We start from the raw sequence: 24,513 nt of genomic DNA on the forward strand, positions 1-24,513 counted from the left end.
GGCGGGCCCGGGGGTTGAGCCTCCGGTCCCCCCCGCCAGGGAGCTCCCCCCGACCCGCGCCGCGCGCGGTCGGGTGGCACCCGGCGGGCGCGCGGACGGTGATGCCTGGTGAGCTGCCTGGTGTGATGTCGTGCGCGCTCCGCTCACGCGTGCCGCGGCCGGTGCAGCGGGGCCACCGCGGGGCGGCGCCGGGCCTGCGGCGGTTCGGCCCGCCCCGACGGCTCCAGGCCCGCGACAGCGCCCCGGAGCGCGCGGCGCGAGGCGTGGAGCTCGTGCGCCAGGCGGCGCAGCGCGACCTCGCGCTCGAGCTCCTCCTGACGGCGCTCGAAGAGCATGTCGTACACGTGCGGATCCATGATGTCCTCCAGCCGGGGTGTGGTGTCACGCCTAGGGAGGACGCCAGGGGGCCGTCCGTACACGACTGCTCAGGGCATGTGTACAGGTGCGTCGGGCGACGTCAGGCCGGATCGTCGCGCGCCAGGACCGCCGCCTCCGTGCGGCTGGACACGCCGAGCTTGCGCAGGATGGCGGAGACGTGCACCGACGCCGTCTTGCGGCTGATGAACAGCCGCTCCGCGATCTGCCCGTTCGTCAGACCCTCGGCGACGAGCTCGAGCACCTGACGTTCGCGGTCGGTGAGCGCGCGGTCGGGCTGCCGTGCGCGGGTGGTGGCCCGGGCGAGGCCCGCGCCGGTGAGCAGCGCGCGCGCCTGGTCGCGCACGAGGCCGCAGCCGATCGCGTCCGCCGCCTCGACGGCGGCGTCCAGCCGCTCGCGCGCGGTGGCGCGGTCGCCGGCCTCCAGGAGCGACGCCCCGTCGCGGTACAGGGCGTAGGGCCGCAGGTGCGCGGGCCCGTCGGCCGCGACGACCGCCTCCCACGACCCGTCTCCGAGCTCGGCGGCGAACACCGCCGCCCAGGTCGGGTAGGTCGGCCACACGGTGCACGTCGCCAGCGCCGCACGGTACGGCGCGACGTCGACCTGCCGCCCCGCCCGCCGGGCGCGGTCGAGCACGCGCGCGGCGACGGCGAGCGTCGTGAGCCGGTAGAACGGGCCCAGCGCCTCGGGCTCGACGGCGATCCGGACGAGGTCGAGCGCGTCGTCCAGGTCGTCGCGCAGGAGGGCGAGCTCTGCCAGGGTTCCCGACACCCGCGCCCGGATCTGTTCCTCCACCCGGCCGAAGCGCTGCCAGGTCGTGCGGTGCACCCGCGCCCGCGCCTGGGCGGCGTCGACGTCACCGCGCCACATCGTGAGCCACGTCCATCGTTCGCCCAGGTACACGGCGTAGTCGCTGGGGTCGACGAGCGGGACGGAGCGCGCGTACCACGCCTCGGCGTCGGACCACCGGCCGGACCCGATCCACGCCTCCGCCACGTTCCCCTCGAGCATCGCTCGGGTGGCCCAGCCGGCACCGAGCGCGCGCGCGAACTGCGCGCCCGACTCGGCGAGGTGCTCCGCCTCGGCGAACTGGCCGAGCTTGAGGCGGGTGTCGGACGCGTTGGTGTAGTAGTGGCACTGGGCGCGCCAGTCGTCGCCCGCCATCTCGTGGGACCGCTCGAGCTCGTCCAGGGCGTCGAGGTCCCCGCGGTCCAGGCGGCTCATCGCCCGGAGGTTGAGGGCGAGCGAGGCGTTCTGGCGGTCGCCGACCGACGTCGCGGCGGCGAGCGCCTCGCCGGCGGCCGCGATCGCCTCGCCGTGGCGGTGGTCCATCATCGCGTTCCGCGCCTTGAGCCGGAGCAGCGGGGCCCGGCCGGCGGGGTCGTCCGGTGGCAGGAGGGCGAGCGCCTCGTCGAGCATCTGGTCCGAGCCCGGGTCGCCGGCCTTGCCGAGGATGTGGGCGAGGGTCGACAGCGCCTGCGCCCGCCCTGCGGGGTCGTCCGCGGGCCACTCCGCCACCGCCTCTCGGGCCAGCGCCGCCCCCCGGTCGATCTGCGCGGAGTCCTGCAGGGCGACGGACACGTGGCGCAGCAGGGCGGCTCGGTGCAGCCCGGCGACCTTCTCGGCGTCGGGCACCAGCTCCCAGAGCTCGAGCGCGCGCTCGCCCGCGGCGGCGACCACGGCGGAGGACGCCTGCCCGTAGGTCTCGGGCACCGCGACGACCTCGACCGCCGAGGCGAGCGCCCGGTCCGGCAGGCGGGCGCGCCACCAGTGGTCGGCCGCGGCCGCGATCCGCGCGAGCGTGCGCTCGCCGTCCTCGAGCGCGCTCGCGCACGCCGCGTGCAGCCGGCGCGACTCGCCGGGCAGGAGCTCGGCGTCGACCGACTCCTGGATGAGCGCGTGCCGGAAGCGGTAGCCGTCGGTGTCCGCCACGAGCACGTGCGCGTCGACCGACTCCCGGGCGGCGGCCTCCGCGTCGTCGAGGCCTCCCGCGCCGAGCATGGCGACGAGCAGCTCGTACGGGGCCCGCTGGCCCGCCGCGGCGACGGTGCGGCAGAAGCGCTGGGCGGCGTCGCTGAGGGACGAGTAGCGCAGGAGCAGCAGCTCGCGCAGCGAGTCGGGCAGTGCGTCACCGGCGAAGTCCGCCAGCTCCTCGGCGTAGAACGGCACACCCTCGCTGCGCTCGACGAGCTCGCCGAGCACCGTGCCGGGCAGGTCGGGGGCGTCGGGGCGCCTCGAGACGAGGGACCAGAACAGCCGCGTCGCCTCGGCGGCGTCGAGGCGAGGCACGTCGACGCGGGTCGCGAGCCGCGCCCGCTCCAGCTCGGCCAGGGTGGTGCGCAAGGGGTGGCGCCGCCCGACGTCGTCGCTGCGGTAGGTGGCGACGACGAGCAGGGTGGTGGCGGGCGCGGTACGCGCCAGGCGGGCGAGCACGGTGCGGGTGACGTCGTCGGACCAGTGCAGGTCCTCGAGGACGAGGACGACCGGGCGCTCGCCGGCGCGCGCGGTCATGAGGTCGGCGAGCACCTCGGGCAGGCGCCCGGTGTCGACGTCGCGCCGCACGTCGACCAGGCGCGGCGCGAGGAGCCCGAGCGCGTCCGCGGCCGGCCCGGCCGCGGCGAGCGTCGCCTCCGGCCCGATCGTGTCGACGACGTCGGACAGGACCCCGGTGAGCGCGGCGTAGGGGAGGGGGCCCGAGCCGGAGTCGGCGCACTGCCCGTGCAGGACGAGCGGCGCGGCGTCGCCGGCCCCGATCTCCGTGCCGACCTCTGCGAGGAACTCCGTCACGAGGCGCGTCTTGCCGATGCCCGCCTCGCCGCCGACGACGACCACGCCGCCGGAGCCGTCGCGGGCGTTCGTGAACGCCTCGCGCAGGGAGGTCAGCTCGGCGGCGCGGCCGACGAGCGGCGAGGGGGCGGCTGGGGTGGGCACGTCGTCATCGTGCCAGGCCGGACGGGGCCCCGCCGCGTCCGCGGGCGCCGCCGCGCCCGAGGTGGCGGTCACTGCGGCCAGGGCCGGACCAGGCCCGCGGGCAGCTCCCAGGAGCGGCGGGTCGCGCGGCGGCGGCGGGCGGTCGCCCGACGGCGGGCGTGACGGGCCTGCCGTGCGGCGCTCCGTGCCGCCGCCTCCTGGCGCACCGCCTGCTCCAGGTCGACCTGGCGGGCGCGGAACTCGTCGTAGTACAGGTACTCGTTCATCACCGGTCTCCTTCTCCGCTCGGCGTCGTCCGGTCCGGACGGCCGCCGGTGGTTCCACCCTCCGTTCCTGAGGTACCGGCGCGGATCGGTCAGGTGCCGGATCTTCGCGGGCCGGGGTACCTCAGACGGTCGCGGGGTACCTCAGCCCGGCGCGCGGGTGCGGGTCGGCGCGGGTTCCGGCCGGGGCCCGGCGTGTCGGGCGCGGGTCCCGCGGACCTCCGGCGAGCCCGCGTAGGATGGCACTCGGGACATGAGAGTGCTAAGGGTGGGCGCTCAGGGCAGGAGGGCCCGCATCACCCCGTCGGACCCGAGGAGGACCGTGAGCGAGGAACGTCGCCTGGCCGTGCTCCGCGCGATCGTGGAGGACTACGTCCACACGCGCGAGCCCGTGGGGTCGCGCGTGCTCACGGAGCGACACGGTCTCGGGGTCTCGCCCGCCACGATCCGCAACGACATGGCGGCGCTGGAGGAGGCCGGGTACATCGCCCAGCCGCACACGTCCGCCGGCCGGATCCCGACCGACAAGGGGTACCGCCTCTTCGTCGACCGGCTCGCGGAGGTGCGGCCGCTCACCAGCCCGCAGCGACGGGCGATCGAGACGTTCCTGTCCGAGGCGATCGACATGGACGACGTGCTCGGCCGTGCCGGGCGGCTCATCGCCCAGCTCACCGGCCAGGTCGCGGTGGTCCAGTACCCGTCGCTGCGGCTCGCGGGGCTCCGGCACCTCGAGCTCGTCCCCGTCGGCGGCGCGCGGTTGCTGGTCGTGGTGATCAGCGACGCCGGCCGCGTGGAGCAGCGGTTCCTCGACGTCGGCGTCGGGCCGGGGGCGGAGCCCGCGGTCGTCGCCGTGGACGCCCCTGCCGGCCCGGAGCCCGACCCCGGTGCCCTCGACGAGGGCACGCTGAGCGAGCTGCGCGCGCGGCTCAACTCCGCCGCGGCGGGCAAGGGGCTCGCCGACCTGCCCGAGGCCTTCGCGCGCGTCGTGGCCGGGGTGGACGCCACCCTCGCCCCCTTGGCCCGCGGCATCGCCGACCTCGTGGTCGACACGCTCGGCGCGCAGCGCGAGGACCGCATCGTGCTGGCGGGCACCGCCAACCTGGCCCGGGCCGACATGCGGTTCGAGCAGGGCCTGAGCCCCGTGCTCGAGGCGCTCGAGGAGCAGGTCGTGCTGCTCGGGCTCCTCACCGAGCTGGCGGCCGAGCCCGTCGGCCGGGGCGGCGGGGTGGGCGTCCGCATCGGGCACGAGAACCGCCTCGACGGCCTCGCCGAGACCTCCGTCGTCGCCTCCGGCTACGGCGGCGACGGCGACACCGTGGCGATCCTGGGGTCCATCGGCCCCACCCGGATGGACTATCCGGGCACGATCGCCTCCGTGCGGGCCGTCGCCCGCTACCTGTCCCGGGTGCTGCCCGGCTGACCGGGCCGCGGCGGCATCCCCCAACCAGCCGACCTGACCGTGCACGTCACCGACACGTCACCGAAGAGAGACCTGTGACCGACTACTACGAGATCCTGGGCGTCCCCCGTGACGCCTCGGCCGAGCAGATCAAGAAGTCGTACCGCAAGCTCGCGCGCGAGCTGCACCCCGACGTCGCCGGCGAGGCCGGCGAGGAACGCTTCAAGGACGTCGCCCGCGCCTACGAGGTGCTGTCCAACCCGGACAAGCGCCAGCAGTACGACATGGGCGTGGACCCGAGCTCGCCGTCCGGCGGCGCGGGCGCCGGCTTCGGCAACGGCTTCGGCTTCCAGGACATCTTCGAGACCTTCTTCGGCGGCGGCGGCCAGCCCGCCGGGCCCGTGCCGCGCGCCCGTCGCGGCCAGGACGCCCTCGTGCGGATGGACATCGACCTGGCGGAGGCGGCGTTCGGCGCCAAGCGCGAGCTCCAGGTCGACACCGCCGTCGTGTGCGGCACCTGCGGCGGCAACGGCTGCCGGCCGGGCACCGACCTCAAGACCTGCGACGTCTGCCACGGCCGCGGCAACGTGCAGCGCGTGGCCCGCTCCTTCCTCGGACAGGTCATGACGACCGCGCCGTGCGCAGCCTGCCAGGGCTTTGGCACGGTCATCCCCGAGCCGTGCGCCGACTGCTCGGGCGAGGGGCGCGTCCGCTCGCGCCGCACGCTGACGGTCAACGTGCCCGCCGGCGTGGACACCGGCACGCGCATCAAGCTCACCTCGCAGGGCGAGGTCGGCCCCGGCGGCGGCCCCGCCGGCGACCTGTACGTCGAGATCCGCGAGAAGCCGCACGACACGTTCGTGCGGCGCGGCGACGACCTGCACTGCACCCTCCAGGTGCCGATGACGGCGGCCGCCCTCGGCACCGTGCTCGACCTGGAGACGCTGGACGGCGAGCAGGAGATCGACCTGCGGCCGGGCACCCAGCCGGGCCAGGTCGTGACGCTCAAGGGCCTGGGCGTCGGGCACCTGCACGCCGGCGGCCGCGGCGACCTCAACGTGCACGTCGAGGTCCAGGTGCCGACAAGCCTGGACGACGAGCAGACCGAGCTGCTGCGCTCGCTGGCCACGCTGCGTGGCGAGGAGCGGCCCGAGCCCCGCCTCTCCGCCGCGCACCCGGGCGTGTTCTCGCGGCTGCGGGACAAGCTGAGCGGTCGCTGACGTGGGCGCGGCACCCGGGGCCTCGCGGGCGGGGCGCACGACGTGAGCGCGCCGGTGTTCCTCGCCGACGGCGGGGCGCTCGGTGCGCTCGGCCCGGGTGACGTCTACGTGCTCGACGGCGCCGAGGGGCGGCACGCGGGCGTCGTGCAGCGCCGGGGCCCGGGCGAGCGGCTTGACGTGGTCGACGGCGCGGGCACGCGGCTGCGGTGCGTGGTTGACGCCGTCGAGGACGGCGAGGTGCGGCTGCGCGTCGACGAGGTGGTGGTCGAGCCGGCCCCCGGCGTCGTGCTGACCCTGGTGCAGGCGCTCGCGAAGGGGGACCGCGACGAGCTGGCCGTCGAGGCCGCCGTCGAGGTGGGCGTCGACGCGGTGGTGCCGTGGCAGGCCGACCGGTCCGTCGTCGTGTGGCGCGGGCAGCGGGCGGCGAAGTCGCGCGCCAAGTGGGTGGCGACCGTGCGCTCGGCCGTGAAGCAGGCGCGGCGCGCCTGCCTCCCGCCCGTGGCGGAACCCGTCACCTCGCGGCAGCTCGCCGTCCGCGTCCGCGACGTCGTCGCCGACGGCGGGGCCGTCGTCGTGCTGCACGAGGACGCCACGACGGCGCTCGCGGACGTCACGCTCCCCGCGCCGTCGTCGGCAGCGCCGGCCACTTCGGCCACGCCGGCGCTGCTCGTCGTCGTCGGACCGGAGGGCGGGATCTCCGACGCGGAGGTCGCCGCGCTCGAGGAGGCGGGCGCCGTGACCGCGCGGCTCGGGCCGCACGTGCTGCGGACCTCCACGGCCGGGCCGGTCGCCGTCGCGCTGCTCAGCGAGCGCCTCGGGCGCTGGGCCTGAGCGGACCGACGGCACGCCGTCGCGGCGCGCGGTAACGTCCGGGTCATGACGAGCGCGCCCAGCACCGACTGCCTGTTCTGCAAGATCGTCGCCGGCGACCTGCCGGCGGACGTGGTCGCCAGCACCGACCGCGTGATCGCGTTCCGCGACATCGACCCGAAGGCGCCCGTGCACGTGCTGGTGGTGCCGAGGGAGCACCACGGCGACGTCGCGACGCTCGCCAAGGCGGACCCGGCCCTGCTCGCCGAGGTGGTGGCGATGGCCGACCGGGTGGCCGGCGACCTCGCCGACGGCCAGTACCGGTTCGTCTTCAACTCCGGGCCCCGCGCGGGGCAGAGCGTGTTCCACGTGCACGGCCACGTGCTCGCAGGCGCCCAGCTGGGCTGGACGCCGGCCTGAATTCGGCTGTCCTGCCTGCCGCCGCTCGATAGACTCGGTTCCTCAGCACGTCCCTAGCATCGTCTCTCGCACCGTCTCGCTGAAGGAGGGCCCCGGCGGCAGCCGGCCCATGACATCGACACCCCACACCGCCCCCGGCACGCCCGGCGCGCACGCCGAACGGTCCACCGAGCACCGCATCGTGGTGCCGCCGCACGTGCCGATGGTGGCGCTGCTGGGCAGCAGGGACTCCGTGCTGCGGGCCGTGGAGGACGGCTTCCCCGGCGTCGACGTGCACGCGCGCGGCAACGAGATCGTCGTGAGCGGGCCGGCCGGGGACGTCGCCCTGGTCTCCCGCCTCCTCGACGAGCTGGTCGAGGTGGTCGAGTCCGGCACGCCGCTGACCCCCGAGGTGGTGGCGCGGTCGGTGCAGATGCTCACCGCCGCGTCCGTGCAGCGTCCGGCCGAGGTCCTGACCTTCAACATCCTGTCCAGCCGCGGGCGCACGATCCGGCCGAAGACGGTGGGCCAGAAGCACTACGTCGAGGCGATCGACGCGAACACGATCACGTTCGGCATCGGCCCCGCCGGCACGGGCAAGACGTACCTCGCGATGGCCAAGGCCGTGCAGGCCCTGCAGGCCAAGCGGGTCAACCGGATCGTGCTCACGCGCCCGGCCGTGGAGGCGGGGGAGAAGCTCGGCTTCCTGCCTGGTTCCCTGTCGGACAAGATCGACCCGTACCTGCGGCCGCTGTACGACGCGCTGCACGACATGATGGACCCCGACGCCATCCCGCGGCTCATCGAGGCCGGGACCATCGAGGTGGCGCCCCTGGCCTACATGCGGGGCCGTGCGCAGCCCTACGACGCGAAGATCCTCACGCCGACCGGCTTCCGCGAGATGGGCAGCCTCCGGGTGGGCGACCTGGTGGTCGGGTCGGACGGGCGTCCCACGCCGGTGATCGGGATCTACCCGCAAGGCGTCAAGCAGGTGTACCGAGTGACCGCGTCCGACGGGTCGTCGACGGTGTGCTGCAGTGAGCACCTGTGGACCGTGCGGACCGCCTCCGACAAGCGGCGCGGTAGGTCCCGGACCCTCGAGACCCGCGAGATGCTCGGCCAGGAGTGGAACGGCCATACCCGGCGGTTCGAGCTCCCGATGGTCGCCCCGGTGGAGCAAGAACCCCAAGGTGTGCCGATGGACCCCTATGCACTCGGCCTCATGCTGGGCGACGGGAGCAGCACCTCGTACGCGACCCCTTCCTTCACGACGGCGGACCCCGAGCTCGCCGAGGCGCTCGAGGCTGCGCTGCCCAGTATCGTGCTGGTCGACAAGGGCGGGTACAACTACGTGCTCCGGCACGTCGACGGCCATCGCGGCGGGGTGATCGTCGCGAACCCGGTCAAGGTCGCGCTGCGTGAGCTCGGTCTGGACGGCAAGAAGTCGCGCACGAAGTTCGTGCCCGAGGTCTACCTGAACAACAGCAGGGCCGTGCGGCTCGCCGTCCTCCAGGGACTCCTGGACACCGATGGTGGTCCCGTGACACAGGCCGGGCGCACCTGCCGGGTGCAGTACGTGACAACGTCCCCTCGGCTGCACAAGGACGTTGTGCGGCTCGTCCAGTCGTTGGGCGGTACCGCGACGACGCGCCTGCGGGAGGCCGAGGGGCGCAAGCCCGGTCTCGCGAACGGCCGGCCCGTGCCGTACCGGTCGGACGCGTTCGTCGTCGAGATCCGGCTGCCCGAGGGCGTGGCGCCGTTCCGCCTCACGCGCAAGGCGCAGAAGTACGCCGAGCTCGGCGGCGGCCGGCCGATGCGGTTCATCGACTCGATCCTCCCCGCCGGGGAGAAGGAGACGATGTGCATCCAGGTCGCGGCGGCGGACTCGCTGTACGTCACGGACGACTTCCTGGTCACGCACAACACGGTTAACGACTCCTTCCTCATCCTCGACGAGGCGCAGAACACGTCCGCCGAGCAGATGAAGATGTTCCTCACGCGCCTGGGCTTCGGCTCCACGATGGTCATCACGGGCGACGCCACGCAGGTGGACCTGCCGGGCGGCACGACGTCGGGCCTGCGGGTGGTCGAGGACATCCTCACCGGGGTCGACGACGTGGAGTTCTGCCGGCTGACCTCGGCGGACGTGGTGCGGCACAAGCTGGTCAGCGACATCATCGACGCCTACGCGCGCTGGGACGTGGCGACGGCACGCCCGGACCAGGGCAGGCAGGGACAGGGACGGCAGGGCCGCGGCCCGCACGAGCGAGGGGCACGCAGGTCATGAGCATCGAGGTCGCGAACGAGTCCGGTGTCGAGGTGGACGAGGCGGAGTTCGCCGCGCTCGGCCGGTTCGTGCTGGACACCCTGCACGTGCACCCGCGCAGCGAGCTGTCGATCATGTTCGTCGACACGGCCGTGATGACCGAGCTGCACGTGCAGTGGATGGACGAGCCGGGCCCCACCGACGTGCTCTCCTTCCCGATGGACGAGCTGCGCCCCGGGCGCGAGGGCGAGGAGACGCCGCCCGGCACGCTGGGCGACGTCGTGCTCTGCCCGGAGGTGGCGGCGCAGCAGGCGAAGGTCGCGGGGCACTCCACGGCCGAGGAGCTGCTGCTGCTCACCACGCACGGCATCCTGCACCTGCTCGGCTACGACCACGCCGAGCCCGAGGAGGAGAAGGAGATGTTCGCGCTGCAGCGCCGGCTCCTGCTCACCTTCCTCGCCGGCCGGTGAGCGCGACGTCGGACCGGATGGTGGCCTGATGGACGGACCGGAGCTGCTGCTGGCGCTCGTGGCCGTGGTCGCGCTCGCCCTGGCGGGGATGCTGTCGGCCGGCGAGGCCGCGGTGCTGCGGATCACCCGCACCTCGGTCTCGGACGCGGTGATCGAGGCGGAGACCGCGGAGGACCTCACGGCCACGGCCCGTCGCACCCGCCTCACCCGGCTGCGCGCGGTGCAGGGTCTCGTCGTCGACCCGCCCGCCGCCGTCGCGGCGTTCGCGCTGGTGCGGGTGTTCGCCGAGACCGTCGCGCTCGCGGCGGCGACGCTGATGATCGCGGACTGGTTCGACACGTGGTGGCAGGTGCTGCTCGTGGCCGGCGTCGTGGGCCTCGTGGCCGGCGTCGTCTTCGTGCGCCTCAGTCCGCGCGCGCTCGGGCTGCGCCGGCCGCTGCCCGTGCTCGTCGCGCTCGCCGGGCCGCTGTCCGCGGTGCACCGCGCCGCGGCCTGGCTCACCGACCGCACCACCGAACGCGGCGCGGGGCGCGCCCCCGAGCGCGACGGCGAGCACGACCCGGGCGAGGACGCGCTGCGCGAGGTCGCCGAGCGGGTGCGCGACAACGAGGCGATCGAGGACGCCGAGCGGGAGCTCATCCGCTCGGTCGTCCAGCTGGGCGGCACGCTGACCCGCGAGGTCATGGTGCCGCGGACCGACATGGTGACGGTCACGGCGACGACCCCGCTGCGCAAGGCGATGCGCCTCTTCCTCCGCTCGGGGTACTCGCGCGTGCCCGTCGTCGGCGAGGAGGTGGACGACCTCGTGGGCGTCGCCTACCTCAAGGACGTCGCCCGTGTGCTGGAGAACGAGCCCTCGGCCGCGGACCGGCCCGTGGTCGAGGTCGCCCGGGACGCCGTCTTCGTGCCGGAGTCGAAGCCCGCGGACGAGCTGCTCCGCGAGATGCAGGCCTCCCGCTCCCACATCGCGGTCGTCGTCGACGAGTACGGCGGCATCGCCGGGCTCGTCACCGTCGAGGACGTCATCGAGGAGCTCGTCGGCGAGCTGACCGACGAGCACGACACCGCCCCGGAGCTCGAGCCCGAGGACCTGGGCGACGGCACGTTCCTCGTCTCCGCGCGGATGCCCGTCGACGAGCTCGGCGAGCTGTTCGACCTGCGGCTCGACGACGACGACGTGGACACCGCGGGCGGCCTGATCGCCAAGGCCCTCGGCAAGGTGCCGCTCACGGGGGCGACGGCCGACGTCGGGGGGCTGCACCTCGTGGCCGACCGCGTCGAGGGCCGCCGCAAGCAGCTCGCCACCCTCCGGGTGCGCCGCACGACCTCTCCCTCGCACGACGAGGACGACCCAGCAGCGGGTGGCCAGCACGCCACGCCGCCAGACCAGAAGGAAGCACACGCATGACCACCGAGCGCCACCATCCCTCCGTCGTCGCCCCGCACGACGAGGGCGACGCCCACCGCTCCGGCTTCGCCTGCCTCGTCGGGCGGCCCAACGTCGGCAAGTCGACGCTCACCAACGCGCTGGTGGGGGAGAAGGTCGCGATCATGTCCGCGCGGCCCCAGACCACTCGGCACACGATCCGCGGCATCGTGCACCGCGACGACGCCCAGCTGGTGCTCGTCGACACGCCGGGCCTGCATCGCCCGCGCACCCTGCTCGGCGAGCGGCTGAACGCGCTGGTGCAGGACACGCTCGGCGAGGTCGACGTCATCGCGTTCTGCCTGCCCGCGGACCAGAAGATCGGCCCCGGCGACCGGTACATCGCCTCGCAGCTCGCCCCCCTGATGGAGGGCCGGCGTGCGGTGCCCGTCGTCGCCGTCGTGACGAAGTCCGACCTCGTGGACCGCGGGCGCCTCGCGGAGCACCTCCTGGCCGTCGACGAGCTCGCCCGCTCCGTCGACCGCGACTGGTCGGCGATCGTGCCGGTGTCCGCCCGCGACGGCTACCAGGTGGACGAGCTGACCGACGTGCTCGTCGCCCACCTGCCCGCCGGGCCGGCGCTCTACCCGGGCGGCGAGCTCACCGACGAGCCCGAGCAGGTCATGGTCGCCGAGCTGGTGCGCGAGGCCGCGCTCGAGGGCGTCCGCGACGAGCTGCCGCACTCGTTGGCCGTCGTGGTCGAGGAGATCCTCGAGCGCGAGGGCAGCGGCGACCCGGACAGGGGGAAGCCGCCGCTGCTGGACGTCCGCGTCAACCTGTTCGTGGAGCGCGACAGCCAGAAGGCGATCATCATCGGCAAGGGCGGGTCGCGGCTGCGGGAGGTCGGCACCAACGCCCGCAAGGGCATCGAGAAGCTGCTCGGCACGCGCGTGTACCTCGACCTGCACGTCAAGGTGGCCAAGGACTGGCAGCGGGACCCCAAGCAGCTGCAGCGCCTCGGCTTCTGACGTCGCGCGGGCGGGAGCCAGCCGGCTCCCGGGGGACGTCCTCCGAGGTCGTGGGGGAAATCCCTGCCGTCTCCCGGCACGGCGCCGAGTAGCATCGCTGCGTGGTGTTCCGGACTATTGCGACGACGGCGGCGATCCTGGTGGGCCTGGCACTGACCGGGGCGGTGGCCGGCCCGCAGTGGGACCCGGTGCCCGTGACGGACCACCTCGTCCCGGCCACCGACGACACGGCCATCGGCGGCGTCGCGCCCGGCGCGGACGTCGGCGAGGTCGGCGAGTTCGAGGTCCGCGAGACGCCCGTGACGATCCCGCTCGACGGCGCCGTCGTCGGCGGGCTGCTGCGCCAGCCGCTGACCGAGGACGGCGACCTGCTGGCCGACCGGCCGGGCGTCGTGTACGTGCACGGCGCGGGCACGGGCAAGTCCACGGAGGCCTTCACCGAGTCGGCCACCGCGCTCGCGAGCGCGGGCGTCGCGACGCTCGTGCCCGACAAGCGGCTGGACACCTACACCACCCGGGACCGGGACTACGTGGCCATGGCCGCGGACTACCAGCACTCGGTCGACCTGCTGCGCACGATCGACGGCGTCGACGCCGCGCAGGTCGGCGTCTACGGGGAGTCGGAGGGCACCTGGATCGTGCCCGTCATGCAGGCGCAGGACCCGACCATCGCGTACACGGTCCTCGTCTCGGCGCCGGTGGTGCCGCCCCGCCAGCAGGCCGCGTTCGCGGTGGACAGCTACCTGCGCAACACCGGGGTGCCCCAGCAGGTGTTCCGCGCGATCCCGCGGGCGGTCGGGATGCAGCTGCCCGGCGGCGGCTTCGAGTACGCCGACTTCGACGTGCGCCCGTGGCTCGAGCGGCAGACCGCACCCGTCCTCGTGGCCTACGGCACGGCCGACCCGTCGATGCCGGTCGAGCAGGGCGCGCGACAGGTCATCGCCGACACCGCCGTGAACGGGGACGACGCCCCCGTGACGGTGCGCTACTACGCCGGGGCCAACCACGGGATCAACGTGCCGCTGGACGGCGGGATGCACCTGCACCCCGACTTCGCGCGCGACGTCGCCACCTGGATCCAGGGCATGCCCGGCACGGCCGACGCGCCGCCCCGGGTCGCCGGGGAGACTCCCAACCAGCTCTACGTCGCGTCGGCCGTCCCGCAGCCGCGGTGGTGGGGCAACGGGGACATCGTCGTGGGCGCGGTGATCGCGGGCGCCGCGCTGCTCGTGGTCGGCCCCCTCGTGTGGGGCGTGCACGCGCTGGTGCGGCGCGCCTTCCTGCGCCGGTCGTCGGTCGCCGCGCCGCGCCTCGCCCGCGGGCTCCGGTCGTCGCTGCTGGGTCTCGGCCTGGGCTCGGTGGCGACGATGGTCGCGCTCGTGGTGTACCTCCTGGCGGTGGCGCGCCTCGCCCTCGACTACCAGCGCGACGACCTCGTCGTGCAGGGCGGCTGGATCGTGGTGCGCCTCCTCGGGGTCGCGACGGCCGTCGCCGCCGCGCTGGTGATCCGCCGGGTGGCCGACGCCAGGGCGGAGCGCCGTGCGGGGGACGACGTCGTGGTGGTCGCACGCGGCTGGCCCGCCGTGCTGACGTTCTGGTGCACCCTGGCCGGGTCGCTCGCGCTCCTGGGCACCCTCGCGTACTGGGGCGTGTACCAGCTCGGCATCTGACCGGCGTCCGTACCGGCAGCGAGCCGGCACCGTGCCGGGATCTGCGGGCGGAGGGTGAGCGCGGCGTGCGGGAGCGGCGACGGTGTGACCGACCCGTCCGCGCGGGAGACGACGCGAAGGGCCGGCGTCGGGTAGAAACGGGTGCGGGGGCACGATGGCCCGGTCCCCTTCGGATCCCAGCCCTGGAGACGCACGCATGACCGATCCCGACACCCTCGACGCCCCCGAGCAGGAGCGCTCGCCGTTCGGCGGTGTGGCGGTCCGCGAGCTCGTGCGCGACGTGGTGGCCGCGTTCGCGCTGCTCGTCGCCCTCCCGCTGCCGTGGGACCACGCCCACCGTGGCAGCGACCGGCTGGAGATCGTGCTCGCGACCGTCCTCGCGCTCCTGGCGATCGCCGCCCCGTACCTGCGGCGCGGCGGCGTCGGCCCGTCGTCGTGGGACGTCCTGACCTCGCGGCGCACGGTGGCGCTCGCCTGCGTCCCCTATGCGGTCGTCGCGGTCGTGTACCTGGTGCTGGACGCCCTCGCCCCGGCGGACGCCGCGGGCGGCGTCGGAGCCGGGCTCGCGGTCGGCCTCGCGGGTGCCGCGCTCGCGGCCGCGCCCCGGTGGGCGCACGCCCCGGCGGTCGTCGCCGGGGTGGTCGCGCTCGGCACGCTCGCGACCCCGGTCGCGGCGCTCGTGCAGGGTGCTCCCTGGGCCGTGTCCGTCGTCGGCCTCCTCAACGCCCTCGTGGTGCTGGGCGTGCTGTGGTTCACCGTCGGGACGTACCTGCGCTCGGGCGACCTCGCCTCCGGCTACGTGCTGCTGGCCCTGGGCGGCGCCGTCACGCTGGAGCTCGTGCTCTTCGCCGGGGGCAACGCGGACCCCTGGTTCGAGAGCGTGCACGGGCAGCGCCTCGGCCTCCTGCTCCTCCCGGTGGTCGCGGCGGTCACGGCGCGACGCATCGTCGACGACGCCGCGGCGACGGCGGGAGAGCCCGACGACGTGCGGGCCTCCCGCTGGGTGGCCGTCGCGCTGCGGGCGCTGGCCATCGTGGCGCTGGTCGCGGCGTTCGTCGCCCTCGTCGCGCTGGTGCTGATCGTGGCGGACGGCGTCCGCGTGGGCCGCGTGCTGCGGCTCGTCGTCGGCGTGCTGATGGTCGGGGTCGCGATCGCCGCGCGGCGGTCCCTCGCCCGCGACCCGCGCACCGGGCACGCCGCCGCCGTGGGCGCCGCGTGCGTGATCGTGGTGCTCGGCCTGGTGATCGTCGTCGCCCGCGCCGGTCTCGGCACGCAGTCCAACGTGGAGGAGCTGCTGGTGGCGTTCGGTCTGCCGGCCATCGCGCTCGCCGTCCTGCTCGTGCCGCCGTCGGTCCGTGCGCTCGTCGCCTCCGCGCCCGAGACGCCCGATCCCGAGCCGACGCACCCGGCGTCCTCCGACCTCCCGGCCTCCGGCCCTGCGGCGCCCGAGCCCGCGCCGACCGGACCGGCGACGCCCGAGCCCGCGCCGACCGAGCCCGCACCGACCGAGCCCGCACCGACCGAGGCGGAGACGACGGAGCCCGCGACGGGCACGTCGCCGACCCCGGTGGCCGCGGCCGCGTCCCGCCCGGCGCCCCGCCCCGTCGACGCGACCCAGCAGATGGAGCCCGTCCGCGCCGCCCTCGCGCCCGACTCCACGCAGGTGCTCCCGCCCGTGCAGGCGCCGCCCGCCCAGGCGCCGGGGTGGTCGGTGGCCCAGGCGATGGACCCGTCGACGCCGCTCGCGGACCTCGCGCGGATCTCGGCGGAGGCACCCCACCTGCGCTCGTACGTGGCCGCGAACCCCTCGACCTATCCGGCTCTGCTGGACTGGCTCGGCGCCCTCGGAGACCCCGCCGTCGACGCCGCGCTGCGCTCCCGGCGCTAGGTCAATACGCTGCGGCAAGGCGGGCGTCCGGTCGGATCCTGGACGCCTCAGGCGACGCCCTGACGAAGGTGTACGGTGGCAGCGTGCAGCGCACGGTGAGCCTTCTCCTTCGGTGCCGCGGCGGGGTCCTCTAAGGCCGGACCCCCGTCGCGGAGGTTGTGGCGCGCCGGCCGACTGGTCATGACCGACGACCCCACCCGGGTCGGCGGTCACCGAGCCCCCACCGAAGGACGCGACACCATGCAGAACCATCACCCTCAGGGCATCGCCGGCGCCAACCCCCAGCGCCCCTCCGGGATGCCGTACACGCGATACCTCCCGTTCCACGAGCAGATCGCCGTCGACCTGCCGGACCGGACGTGGCCCGACAAGCGCATCACGAAGGCCCCCCGCTGGTGCGCCGTCGACCTGCGCGACGGCAACCAGGCCCTGATCGAGCCGATGGACGCCGAGCGCAAGCTGCGCATGTTCGACCTGCTCGTGCAGATGGGCTACAAGGAGATCGAGGTCGGCTTCCCGTCCGCGTCGCAGACGGACTTCGACTTCGTGCGCCAGCTCATCGACACCGGCCGCATCCCCGACGACGTGGTCATCCAGGTGCTCACGCAGTGCCGCGACCACCTCATCGAGCGCACCTACGACGCCATCCGCGGCGCCAAGCAGGCGATCGTGCACATCTACAACTCGACGTCGATCCTGCAGCGCGAGGTCGTGTTCCGCAGCGACATGGACGGCATCGTCGACATCGCGCTGCAGGCCGCGCGCCTGTGCCGCAAGCTCGAGGAGACCGTCCCCGAGACGACGGTGTACTACGAGTACTCGCCCGAGTCCTACACCGGCACGGAGCTCGAGTTCGCCGCCCGCATCTGCAACGAGGTGCTGGAGGTGCTGGAGCCGACGGCCGAGCGCCCGGTGATCGTCAACCTGCCGGCGACGGTCGAGATGGCCACCCCGAACGTCTACGCCGACTCGATCGAGTGGATGAACCGGAACCTGGCGTTCCGCGAGCACGTCGTGCTGTCGCTGCACCCGCACAACGACCGGGGCACCGCCGTCGCCGCCGCGGAGCTCGGCTACCAGGCCGGCGCAGACCGCATCGAGGGGTGCCTGTTCGGCAACGGCGAGCGGACCGGCAACGTCGACCTGGTGACGCTCGGCATGAACCTGTTCAGCCAGGGCGTCGACCCGCAGATCGACTTCACCGTCGGCGGCGGCATCGACGGGATCCGCCGCACGGTCGAGCACTGCAACCAGATCCCCGTGCACGAGCGGCACCCGTACGTGGGCGACCTCGTCTTCACCGCGTTCTCCGGCTCCCACCAGGACGCGATCAAGAAGGGCTTCGAGCACATGGCGGCCCGCGCGGAGGCGGAGGGCAAGCCGGTCGACGAGCTCACCTGGGGCGTGCCGTACCTGCCCATCGACCCGAAGGACGTGGGCCGGTCGTACGAGGCCGTCATCCGCGTGAACTCGCAGTCCGGCAAGGGCGGCATCGCGTACCTGCTGTCCACCGAGCACTCGCTGGACCTGCCGCGTCGCCTGCAGATCGAGTTCTCCGGCGTCGTGCAGCACTACACGGACACCGAGGGCAGCGAGGTCACCGGATCCGACATCTGGCGGATCTTCAGCGACGAGTACCTGCCCGTCGAGGTGGGCGACCCGCGGGGGCTGGAGCCGTGGGGCCGCCTGCGGCTGCGCGAGACCCGGACGACGTCGGCCGAGGGCGGCGTCACCGCGCTCGCCGTCGACGTCCTGGACCAGGGCGTGGAGCACACGCTGGAGGGCACCGGCAACGGGCCGCTCGCCGCGTTCGTCGACGCGATCTCGAAGGTCGGCGTGGACGTGCGGGTGCTCGACTACGCGGAGCACGCCCTGTCCGAGGGCGGCGACGCCACCGCCGCGGCCTACGTCGAGTGCCAGGTGGGCGACGACGTGCTGTGGGGCGTCGGCATCGACCCGTCCATCACGACGGCGTCGCTCAAGGCGATCGTGTCGGCCGTGAACCGCGCCGCCCGCGCCTGACCCGTCCCGCGAGCCATCAGGGCCAGGGCCACGTCCGCGTGGCCCTGGCCCTGACCTGTTTCGTGGGTGGGGGCTGAGAGAATGGGCCCGTGCCCCTGTACCGAGACGACGCGATCGTGCTGCGCACCCACAAGCTGGGCGAGGCCGACCGGATCGTCACGTTCCTCACCCGCGAGCACGGCAAGGTGCGCGGGGTCGGCCGCGGGGTGCGGCGCACGTCGTCGCGCTTCGGGGCGCGGCTGGAGCCGTTCATGGTCGTGGACGTGCAGCTGCACACCGGGCGCAACCTCGACACCGTGACGCAGGTGGAGACGGTGGGGGCCTACGCCCGCGCCATCTGCGAGGACTACGCGCTGTACACGTCCGGCGCGGCGATGCTCGAGGCCGCCGACCGCCTGGTCGCCGCGGAGCACGAGCCCGCCGTGCAGCAGTACTGGCTGCTCGCCGGGGCCCTGCGGGCGCTGGCCGAGCGCGCGCACGCGCCGGGCCTGGTGCTCGACTCGTACCTGCTGCGCGGGCTCGCCGTCGCCGGCTGGGCGCCGTCGTTCACCGACTGCGCCCGCTGCGGCGAGCCCGGCCCGCACCACGCGTTCTCGGTCGGACAGGGCGGCGCGGTGTGCTCCCGCTGCCGGCCGCCGGGCTCCACGGCACCCGCTCCGGAGACCTTCGCGCTGCTCGGCGCCCTGCTCGGCGGGGACTGGGAGACGGCGGACGCCTCCGAGACGCGCCACCGCACCGAGGCCTCGGGGCTGGTCGCCGCCTACTCCCAGTACTACCTGGAGCGCACGCTGCGTTCGCTGCGCATGATCGAGCGCACATGATCGAGAGAGAGGCCTGATGCCCCGTTCGTCCGTCGAGTACGCCGAGCCCTACCCGCACCCCTCGGGCGCGACGCCGCCGAACATCCCCGCGCAGTTCGTGCCGAACCACGTGGCGATCGTCATGGACGGCAACGGCCGGTGGGCCAACGCGCGCGGGCTGCCGCGGGTGGAGGGGCACAAGCAGGGGGAGAAGTCCCTGCTCGACGTCGTGGCCGGCGCCGTGCAGATCGGCGTCCGGCACGTCTCCGCGTACGCGTTCAGCACGGAGAACTGGAAGCGGTCGCCGGACGAGGTGAAGTTCCTCATGAACTTCAACCGCGACGTCATCCGCCGGCGACGCGACGAGATGTCGTCGTGGGGCGTGCGCATCCGTTGGGCCGGCCGCCGGCCGAAGCTGTGGGGCTCGGTGATCAAGGAGCTGCAGGTCGCCGAGGAGATGACCCGGGAGAACGACCGCTGCACGCTGACGATGTGCGTCAACTACGGCGGGCGGGCGGAGATCGCCGACGCCGCGGCCGCCATCGCGCGCGAGGCTGCGGCGGGGAGGCTGAACCCGGCGCGGGTCTCGGAGAAGACCGTCCAGAAGTACCTCGACGAGCCCGACCTGCCGGACGTCGACCTGTTCCTGCGCTCGTCGGGGGAGCAGCGCACCTCGAACTTCATGATCTGGCAGGCGGCGTACGCCGAGATGGTGTTCCTGCCCGAGCCGTGGCCCGACGTCGACCGTCGGCACCTGTGGCGGGCCGTGGAGGAGTTCGCGCGCCGCGACCGCCGTTACGGCGGGGCCGTCGACACCCCCGACGCCGGATGAACGAGCAGGAACCCCCGTCCGGTCGTGGCGACCGGGCGGGGGTTCCTGCGTGTTCGGGCGGGGGGATCAGTCGCCGAGCACCGTCGCCATGGAGTCGACGAGGGCGGGCAGACCGTTCTCCCAGTACACCGACAGGGCGGTGGGCGGCGACACGGCCGACACCTCCGCCGTCCCGACGACCTTCACGACCTGCCCGGCCTTGACCGCGGGGATCGCCTGGAGGTCCTTGTTGTCGTCGAAGGCCTGGGCGGCCTCGTCGCTGGCCGAGTAGGAGATGACGAAGTCCGAGTCGAGCTTGTCCAGCTCCTCGTAGGACAGGTCGTAGTAGAAGCTGCCGTTCGACGTGTCGAGGTCCGTGACCGAGGGCGCGTTCTTCACGCCCAGGCCCTCGAGGAACACGGTCCGCGGGTCCAGCGGCGTGTAGACGGAGACGATGCCCTTCGTCGGGTCGTCGTAGATCGCCGCGAACGTCTTGCCGGCGAACTCCGGGTGCTCGGCGGCCTGCTGGGCGACGAAGTCGTCGATGTCGCCGAGCACCTGGTCGCCCGCGTCCGAGCGGCCGAGGGCCTCGGCCGTGAGCGTGATCGTGTCCTGCCACGTGGTGGTCCACGGGGCGTCGGGGTAGGCGACGACGGGGGCGATGTCGCTCAGGACGTCGTACTGCTCCTGGGTGAGCCCGGAGTAGGGCGCCACGATGAGGTCGGGCTTCGCCTCGACGAACTCCTCGTAGGGCACCGTCGAGCCGCCCTCGGGGTCGGACAGGATGGCGGGCTTGTCCACGCCCTCCTCGTCGTAGGCGTCCTCGACCCACGGCAGCAGCGCGTCCTCGCCGACGGTGTAGATCTGCTCGGCGACCGCGACCGGGTAGACGCCGGCGGCGATGGCGGCCTCGGTGGAGCCCCAGCCCCACGTGGCGACCCGCTGCGGCGCCTTCTCGATCACCGTCTCGCCGAGCGCGTGCTCGATCGTGATCGGGAACTCGTCGGTGGGCTCGGAGCGGACGTTGCCCGAGGTGGCCGACTGGTCGCTTTCCGGGGCGTCGTCGGAGGCGCAGCCGGCGAGGGTCAGGGCGGCCGTCGCCGCGAGGGCGGCGGCAGCGGTGAGAGGACGGCGAAGACGCACGAGTTCTCCTCGGTTGCTCGCGCCGGCGGCGCGAGAGGAACAATAGGTGAGGCGAGCCTAACCTATCTCGGGCCGTCGCCGTGCGTCCGGCCGAGGGGGACGACGAGTGGCGTTCCCGACACCGGGTCCGGCACGACCTGCGCCCGCAGGCCGAACGCCGCATGCACCGAGGCGGCGGTGAGCACGTCACCGGGGCGGCCCTCGGCCACCACCTGCCCGGCGCTCATCACCACCAGGTGGTCGGCGTACCGGGCGGCCAGGTTGAGCTCGTGCAGCACCATCACCACGGTGGTGCCCCGGGTGCGGTTCAGCTCGGTCAGCAGGTCGAGCAGGTCGACCTGGTGGGCGAGGTCGAGGTACGTGGTGGGCTCGTCGAGCAGCACGACGTCGGTCTCCTGCGCCAGCACCATCGCGATCCACACCCGCTGGCGCTGGCCGCCCGACAGCTCGGCGACGGGCCGGTCGGCGAGGTCGGCGACCCCGGTGGCCTCCAGGGCGCGCAGCACCGCGCCGTCGTCGGTGGAGCTGTGCCGGCCGAACCACCCCTGGTGGGGATACCGGCCGCGGCCCACGAGCTCCGCGACGCGGACGCCGTCGGGCGCGATCGACGACTGCGGCAGCACGCCGACCCGCTTCGCCAGCTCCTTGCGCGACAGGCCGCCCACGTCCTCGCCGCCCAGCGTCACGCGGCCGCCGTCGAGCGGGTGCAGGCGCGCCAGGCCGCGCAGGAGGGTCGACTTGCCGCAGGCGTTGGGGCCGACGATCGCCGTCACGCGGCCGGCGGGGAGCTCCAGGTCGAGCCCGTCGATCACGCGGTGCCCGTCGTACCCGAGGCTCACGCCGTGCGCGCGCAGCGTGACGTCCGGCGCCGCCTCCCGGCGCGTGCCGGACGTCGTGCCCGGCGTCGCGTCAGGACGCGCGGGCGGCGCGGGGGGCCGGTGCACGTCGGTCATGCGAGCCTCTTCCTTCGGTCGGTGGCCAGGAGCCACAGCAGGTACGGGGCGCCGATCAGCCCGGTCACGATGCCCGTGGGTGCCTCGAGGCCGAACAGCAGGTGCTGACCCACGACGTCCGCGGCGAGCACGAGGACGGCGCCGGTGAGCACCGAGACGGCGAGGGCGGCGCCGCCGTCGGACAGCAGGCGGCGCGCGATCGCGGGGGCCACGAGGGCCACGAACGCGAGCGGGCCGACGAACGACGTCGCGACACCCACCAGGCCGACGGCCAGCAGCAGGGACGTCACGCGGGCGGCGTCGACGGGGACGCCGAGGGCGCGCGCGTTGTCGTCGCCGAGCGCGAGCGGTCCCTGCCACCGTGAGACGGCGGCGATCCCGGCGCCGAGGACCAGGGCGGCCGCGGCGAACGCCACGAGGTCCGCGCCGCGCACGTCGGCCACGCTCCCGACCGTCCACACGAGGGCGGACTGGGCGGCGCGGATCTCGACGCTCGCCAGCAGCCAGGCCAGCAGCGACGAGCACAGGTAGGCGAAGCCGACGCCGACCAGGACGAAGCGGATCGAGTGCAGGCCCTGGCGCCACGCGAACAGCCAGATGGCGATCGCGACGACGAGCGCGCCCACGAACGCCGCCCCGGACACGGCCAGGCCGGTGAGTCCCAGCACGAGCATCGCGGTGACCGCGCCGAGGCTCGCGCCGCTGGCGATGCCGAGGATGTCCGGGCTGGCGAGCGGGTTGCGCAGGGTGGTCTGGAACATGGCGCCCGCGAGCCCGAAGGACGCGCCCGCGAGGACGGCCGTCTCGATGCGGGGCAGCCGCAGCCGGTGCACGACGAACATGTCGGCGTCCGACCCGACGCCGAACAGCGCCGCCAGGGCGCGGCCGGGCGCGAGCGACGCCTCGCCGAGCGTGAGGGCGAGGGTCGCGAACGCCACGAGGAGGACGACGAGCGACGCGACCACGAGGGTGAGCCGCCGCCGCCGGCGGCGGCGCAGGGAGGCGACGGGGTCCGCGGCGGCGACGGGGGAGTCGGGGCCCGCCGGGCGGGCGGCGAGGTCGGCGGTCATCTCACACCCCCGCCACGGTCCGGCCGCGGGCCACAGCCACGAGGACGGGGGCGCCGATCGCGGCGGCGACGACGCCGGCCTCGAGCTCGGAGTGCGGCAGCACCAGGCGTCCGACGACGTCGGCCCCCAGCAGCATCACGGGGCCCAGGACGGCGGTCAGCGGGACGATCCAGCGGTAGTCCGTGCCGACCAGGCGCCGGGCGGCGTGCGGCACGGCGAGCCCGACGAGGGCGATGGGGCCGGCCAGCGCCGTCGCCGTCCCGGCGAGCAGGATGACGGCGACGGCCGTGAGCCCCCGCGTCACCCCGACGCGCTGGCCGAGCGCGGAGGCGACGTCGTCACCGAGCGCGAGCATGGACAGCCGGTGGGCGAGCGCCCCGGCCAGCACGACGCCGACGACGACGAACGGCCACAGCACCGCGAGCGTCTCCGTGCCCCGCCCGGTGAGGGAGCCCACCGCCCAGAACCGGTACATGTTGAAGGCCTCGGGGTCGCGCAGCAGCACCAGGGTGATCAGGGGCGTGATGAGCGCGGTGACGGTCGCGCCGACGAGGGCGAGCTTGACCGGTTGCCCGGCGCCGATGGAGAAGACCAGCAGCGCGGCGGCGGCGGTGCCCGCGAACGCGAACCAGACGAACCCGAGCGGCGAGGCCACGCCGAGCATCGACACGGCGATCACGACGGCGAGCGACGCGCCCGAGTTGAGGCCGAGCAGGCCGGGGTCGGCGATGGGGTTGCGGGTGACGCCCTGCACGAGGGTGCCCGCGATGCCGAGCGCCGCGCCGGCGGCGAGGCCGATCAGCGTGCGCGGCACCCGCTGGTCCCGCACGACGTCGTGGTCGACGTTCCCCGCGACCGGGTGGGTGAGGGCCTGCCAGACGGTCGCGACGTCGATGTCGCGCACGCCCAGCGCGAGGCTCGCCAGCACGACGAGGGTGAGCACCACGAGGGCGGCCAGGACCACCAGGAGGCGGCCGCGGGCGCGCCGGGCGACGAGGGCGGACGCGGGCCGGGCTGCGGGGGCGACGGCGGCGGTGGTCGTGCTCACGACGCGTCCTCGGCCGCGGGGGCGGCCGTCGGGTCGGCGGGGCGTCCGGCGGGGTGTTCCGCGGGCGTCCGACGGGTCAGCCGGTAGGCCACCCAGGAGACCAGGGCCACCGCCCCGAGGCCGACCGCGACGAGGGTGACGGGATGGCGCAGGCCGACGGCGATCGCCGCGTTGACGGCGGCGGTGCCGACCGTCGTCCAGATGCCGGCCCACACGGCGCAGCCGGCGAGCAGCGCCGCGAGGTAGCGGCCGAAGGGCATCCGCAGGTAGCCCGCGGCGAGGTTGACGAGGGTCTGCACCCCGACGGTGAAGAACGACAGGGTCACCGCGGGCGGGCCCCAGCGGTTCACGCGCTCGATCACGGCCGCCGCGCCCGGGCGGGCCAGCGTGTCGGCGACCCGGCCGCGGGACGTGCCGCGGGCCACGCCGCGCCCCGCCCAGTAGGTGGCCTGCGCGCGCACCAGCACGATCCCGAACGCGGCCGCGTAGACGACCCAGAACGGCACACCGGCGATCGTGAAGACGCCGGTGGGTTCCTCGGCGGCCGCGGCGAGCGCGGGCGTGGTCAGGTGCACGGGAA

At 74.6% G+C, this 24,513-nt stretch carries 20 protein-coding genes and 3 pseudogenes; 15 read left to right on the top strand and 8 right to left on the bottom strand.

The features are described from left to right. Nucleotides 1-143: 143 nt before the first annotated feature. From ACFQ80_RS10445 to ACFQ80_RS10455, 3 genes are all read right to left on the bottom strand, one after another. Entirely contained in the window at nucleotides 144-356 is a 213-nt protein-coding gene (locus tag ACFQ80_RS10445) for a hypothetical protein (protein ID WP_430550082.1), read from the bottom strand. 101 nt (nucleotides 357-457) lie between these two features. Further along, nucleotides 458-3,307, bottom strand: coding sequence for an AAA family ATPase (locus tag ACFQ80_RS10450; RefSeq protein WP_430563608.1), 2,850 nt, complete (start codon nucleotides 3,305-3,307; stop codon nucleotides 458-460). A 68-nt stretch (nucleotides 3,308-3,375) separates the two neighbouring features. Beyond that, a complete protein-coding gene (locus ACFQ80_RS10455) occupies nucleotides 3,376-3,573 on the bottom strand; it encodes a hypothetical protein (RefSeq protein WP_430550080.1) in 198 nt (65 codons plus the stop codon). A 319-nt stretch (nucleotides 3,574-3,892) separates the two neighbouring features. Between ACFQ80_RS10455 and ACFQ80_RS10460 the strand changes: the two genes are divergently transcribed. The 15 genes and pseudogenes from ACFQ80_RS10460 (at nucleotide 3,893) to ACFQ80_RS10530 (ending at nucleotide 19,740) form a co-directional block, all read left to right on the top strand. After that, nucleotides 3,893-4,990, top strand: a complete 1,098-nt coding sequence (locus ACFQ80_RS10460; RefSeq protein ID WP_430550079.1) for an HrcA family transcriptional regulator — start codon at nucleotides 3,893-3,895, stop codon at nucleotides 4,988-4,990. A 74-nt stretch (nucleotides 4,991-5,064) separates the two neighbouring features. Next, a complete protein-coding gene (gene dnaJ / locus ACFQ80_RS10465; protein ID WP_430563609.1) occupies nucleotides 5,065-6,189 on the top strand; it encodes a molecular chaperone DnaJ in 1,125 nt (374 codons plus the stop codon). 42 nt (nucleotides 6,190-6,231) lie between these two features. Beyond that, nucleotides 6,232-7,020, top strand: a complete 789-nt coding sequence (locus tag ACFQ80_RS10470) for a 16S rRNA (uracil(1498)-N(3))-methyltransferase (RefSeq protein ID WP_430563610.1) — start codon at nucleotides 6,232-6,234, stop codon at nucleotides 7,018-7,020. A gap of 45 nt (nucleotides 7,021-7,065) precedes the next feature. Beyond that, nucleotides 7,066-7,419 carry a histidine triad nucleotide-binding protein gene (locus ACFQ80_RS10475; protein ID WP_430550076.1) on the top strand — a complete coding sequence of 118 codons (354 nt, stop codon included), beginning with the start codon at nucleotides 7,066-7,068 and terminating at the stop codon, nucleotides 7,417-7,419. Nucleotides 7,420-7,528: 109 nt separating this feature from the next. After that, nucleotides 7,529-8,251: pseudogene (locus ACFQ80_RS10480) on the top strand (PhoH family protein); the annotation flags it as partial. A 369-nt stretch (nucleotides 8,252-8,620) separates the two neighbouring features. After that, nucleotides 8,621-9,055: pseudogene (locus ACFQ80_RS10485) on the top strand (LAGLIDADG family homing endonuclease); the annotation flags it as partial. 267 nt (nucleotides 9,056-9,322) lie between these two features. Then, a pseudogene (locus tag ACFQ80_RS10490) lies at nucleotides 9,323-9,685 on the top strand (PhoH family protein); the annotation flags it as partial. After that, on the top strand, nucleotides 9,682-10,134 hold the full coding sequence (ybeY, locus tag ACFQ80_RS10495) for an rRNA maturation RNase YbeY (protein WP_429732311.1): 453 nt from the start codon (nucleotides 9,682-9,684) through the stop codon (nucleotides 10,132-10,134). The pseudogene ACFQ80_RS10490 and the gene ybeY, both read left to right, overlap by 4 nt. 28 nt (nucleotides 10,135-10,162) lie before the next feature. Continuing rightward, nucleotides 10,163-11,542, top strand: coding sequence for a hemolysin family protein (locus ACFQ80_RS10500; protein WP_430550075.1), 1,380 nt, complete (start codon nucleotides 10,163-10,165; stop codon nucleotides 11,540-11,542). Then, nucleotides 11,539-12,528, top strand: a complete 990-nt coding sequence (gene era / locus ACFQ80_RS10505; protein ID WP_430563611.1) for a GTPase Era — start codon at nucleotides 11,539-11,541, stop codon at nucleotides 12,526-12,528. The genes ACFQ80_RS10500 and era overlap by 4 nt, the downstream gene beginning before the upstream one ends. Nucleotides 12,529-12,629: 101 nt before the next feature. Continuing rightward, entirely contained in the window at nucleotides 12,630-14,198 is a 1,569-nt protein-coding gene (locus ACFQ80_RS10510) for an alpha/beta hydrolase family protein (protein ID WP_430563612.1), read from the top strand. 196 nt (nucleotides 14,199-14,394) lie between these two features. Further along, entirely contained in the window at nucleotides 14,395-16,086 is a 1,692-nt protein-coding gene (locus tag ACFQ80_RS10515; protein ID WP_430563613.1) for a hypothetical protein, read from the top strand. Nucleotides 16,087-16,326: 240 nt separating this feature from the next. Then, entirely contained in the window at nucleotides 16,327-18,108 is a 1,782-nt protein-coding gene (leuA, locus tag ACFQ80_RS10520; RefSeq protein WP_430563614.1) for a 2-isopropylmalate synthase, read from the top strand. Nucleotides 18,109-18,197: 89 nt separating this feature from the next. Beyond that, nucleotides 18,198-18,929 carry a DNA repair protein RecO gene (recO, locus tag ACFQ80_RS10525; RefSeq protein WP_430550070.1) on the top strand — a complete coding sequence of 244 codons (732 nt, stop codon included), beginning with the start codon at nucleotides 18,198-18,200 and terminating at the stop codon, nucleotides 18,927-18,929. Between the two features lie 16 nt (nucleotides 18,930-18,945). Next, nucleotides 18,946-19,740: an isoprenyl transferase gene (locus ACFQ80_RS10530; RefSeq protein ID WP_430550069.1), complete on the top strand. Its 795-nt coding sequence runs from the start codon at nucleotides 18,946-18,948 to the stop codon at nucleotides 19,738-19,740. 66 nt (nucleotides 19,741-19,806) lie between these two features. On the opposite strand, the gene ACFQ80_RS10535 is transcribed toward ACFQ80_RS10530, so the two are convergent. From ACFQ80_RS10535 to ACFQ80_RS10555, 5 genes are all read right to left on the bottom strand, one after another. Continuing rightward, a complete protein-coding gene (locus ACFQ80_RS10535; protein WP_430563615.1) occupies nucleotides 19,807-20,862 on the bottom strand; it encodes an iron-siderophore ABC transporter substrate-binding protein in 1,056 nt (351 codons plus the stop codon). A gap of 62 nt (nucleotides 20,863-20,924) precedes the next feature. Further along, nucleotides 20,925-21,815, bottom strand: a complete 891-nt coding sequence (locus tag ACFQ80_RS10540; RefSeq protein ID WP_430563616.1) for an ABC transporter ATP-binding protein — start codon at nucleotides 21,813-21,815, stop codon at nucleotides 20,925-20,927. Then, nucleotides 21,812-22,885, bottom strand: a complete 1,074-nt coding sequence (locus tag ACFQ80_RS10545; protein WP_430550066.1) for a FecCD family ABC transporter permease — start codon at nucleotides 22,883-22,885, stop codon at nucleotides 21,812-21,814. Before ACFQ80_RS10545 ends, ACFQ80_RS10540 begins: the two co-directional genes overlap by 4 nt. A 1-nt stretch (nucleotide 22,886) precedes the next feature. Further along, nucleotides 22,887-23,933, bottom strand: a complete 1,047-nt coding sequence (locus ACFQ80_RS10550) for a FecCD family ABC transporter permease (RefSeq protein WP_430550065.1) — start codon at nucleotides 23,931-23,933, stop codon at nucleotides 22,887-22,889. Then, entirely contained in the window at nucleotides 23,930-24,508 is a 579-nt protein-coding gene (locus tag ACFQ80_RS10555; protein ID WP_430563617.1) for a DedA family protein, read from the bottom strand. Before ACFQ80_RS10555 ends, ACFQ80_RS10550 begins: the two co-directional genes overlap by 4 nt. Nucleotides 24,509-24,513 lie beyond the last annotated feature (5 nt).

It is taken from the genome of Isoptericola sp. NPDC056578, assembly GCF_042793275.1.
Taxonomy (GTDB): domain Bacteria; phylum Actinomycetota; class Actinomycetes; order Actinomycetales; family Cellulomonadaceae; genus Isoptericola.

Bases quoted from the DNA above. Each gene is read 5' to 3' on its own strand.
- ACFQ80_RS10445 (WP_430550082.1), bottom strand. From the start codon at position 356: ATGGATCCGCACGTGTACGACATGCTCTTCGAGCGCCGTCAGGAGGAG.
- ACFQ80_RS10455 (WP_430550080.1), bottom strand. From the start codon at position 3,573: ATGAACGAGTACCTGTACTACGACGAGTTCCGCGCCCGCCAGGTCGAC.
- ACFQ80_RS10475 (WP_430550076.1), top strand. From the start codon at position 7,066: ATGACGAGCGCGCCCAGCACCGACTGCCTGTTCTGCAAGATCGTCGCC.
- ybeY (WP_429732311.1), top strand. From the start codon at position 9,682: ATGAGCATCGAGGTCGCGAACGAGTCCGGTGTCGAGGTGGACGAGGCG.
- ACFQ80_RS10500 (WP_430550075.1), top strand. From the start codon at position 10,163: ATGGACGGACCGGAGCTGCTGCTGGCGCTCGTGGCCGTGGTCGCGCTC.
- era (WP_430563611.1), top strand. From the start codon at position 11,539: ATGACCACCGAGCGCCACCATCCCTCCGTCGTCGCCCCGCACGACGAG.
- ACFQ80_RS10515 (WP_430563613.1), top strand. From the start codon at position 14,395: ATGACCGATCCCGACACCCTCGACGCCCCCGAGCAGGAGCGCTCGCCG.
- leuA (WP_430563614.1), top strand. From the start codon at position 16,327: ATGCAGAACCATCACCCTCAGGGCATCGCCGGCGCCAACCCCCAGCGC.
- ACFQ80_RS10530 (WP_430550069.1), top strand. From the start codon at position 18,946: ATGCCCCGTTCGTCCGTCGAGTACGCCGAGCCCTACCCGCACCCCTCG.
- ACFQ80_RS10540 (WP_430563616.1), bottom strand. From the start codon at position 21,815: ATGACCGACGTGCACCGGCCCCCCGCGCCGCCCGCGCGTCCTGACGCG.
- ACFQ80_RS10545 (WP_430550066.1), bottom strand. From the start codon at position 22,885: ATGACCGCCGACCTCGCCGCCCGCCCGGCGGGCCCCGACTCCCCCGTC.